Annotated in this window: 1 protein-coding gene; it reads left to right on the top strand. The window is 32.9% G+C overall.

What is annotated here, in order from left to right; genetic code table 11:
• Positions 1-214: 214 nt before the first annotated feature.
• Positions 215-1,180, top strand: a complete 966-nt coding sequence (locus PW52_RS16920) for an IS110 family RNA-guided transposase (RefSeq protein ID WP_082050942.1) — start codon at positions 215-217, stop codon at positions 1,178-1,180.
• The last annotated feature ends 31 nt before the right edge of the window (positions 1,181-1,211 follow it).

The following is a 1,211-nucleotide window of genomic DNA, read 5'->3' as shown; positions in this document are numbered from 1 at the left end:
TCTTAAGTTTGTAAATCACTAAATTTAATTAATAATCAGAAAGAACAAAAGAGAGAAATAAGGTTACTATACACGGTGAAGCATTAGACTTCGGCAACATTGATAACCCTCTCTCTTTTACTACTTAAACTTCGTTCAGTTCTGTGAGACCTAGATCTCGTTTTCAAGTTGTTGAAATATGAGTAGCGTTGTTCTTTCCAAATTTCAAGTTGTTATGACTAAAGATATAAAAATTTATGGTATTGACATTAGTAAATCTGTGTTTGATATTTACAATCAAGACACAGGACATGATCAATTAAAGAATGATGAACAGGGTTTTAAAAAACTACTAAAAAGTCTATCAAAAGGTGCTTTGGTAGTGATGGAAGCTACAGGATATTATCATTACAGATTGGCGCAGTTTTTATATAAAAATGGCGTATTAGTATCAGTTGTAAACCCATTATCAGTAAAGCGTTTTATTCAAATGAAACTAGCAAAAGTAAAGACCGATAAGAGTGATGCTAAATCTATTTGTGAGTATGGTGTCTTTAATGATGTTCCATTATATAATGGCTTAACAGATGTGCAGGCAGAATGCTTACAGCTCTTTAGGTTACTGGATAGTTACGTAAAAAAGAGTACAGCTACAAAAAACAAGCTTCATGGAGAAGACACTCTAGGAATTCCATCAAAAACGGTTTATCGTTCTTTGAAGCGTGACTTAAAGCACCTCAAGAAAGAGATTTTGATGCTAGAGGATCGTTTATTAGAATTAGTAAAACAAGAGCAACAGGCACAATTAACTTTATTACAAACTATTCCAGGTATAGGTTTAAAAACAGCCTTGTTTTTAATAGTTGTAACCGATGGATTTAAAAAATTTGAGACAGCCTCACAATTGTGTAGTTATGTAGGTATTACTCCCACAATTAGGGAGTCTGGAAGTAGTGTGAGGGGGCGCAGTAGGATAAGTAAAGTAGGGAATAAGAAACTTAGAAATTTAGTGTTTCTAGCAGCATTTTCAGCCTATAAATACAACAGGGCTTGCAAAGCCTTATTTGATAGACTTGTAGCAAAAGGAAAGAGTAAAAAATTAGCACTAATAGCTGTGGCAAATAAGTTATTAAAACAGGCTTTTGCTATTGCAAAAAGTGGATTGCCTTATGATGAAAACTTTGTTTCCAAATTAGCTTAATATTGCTTGTTTTTTAACTCAGTTCTTTGTT

Origin of the sequence: Neotamlana sedimentorum (assembly GCF_000943565.1) — a bacterium.
In the GTDB taxonomy this organism is placed as follows: domain Bacteria; phylum Bacteroidota; class Bacteroidia; order Flavobacteriales; family Flavobacteriaceae; genus Neotamlana; species Neotamlana sedimentorum.
The sequence above is the reverse complement of the archived record's forward strand: the minus strand, read 5'-3'. Positions and strand labels throughout refer to the sequence as shown.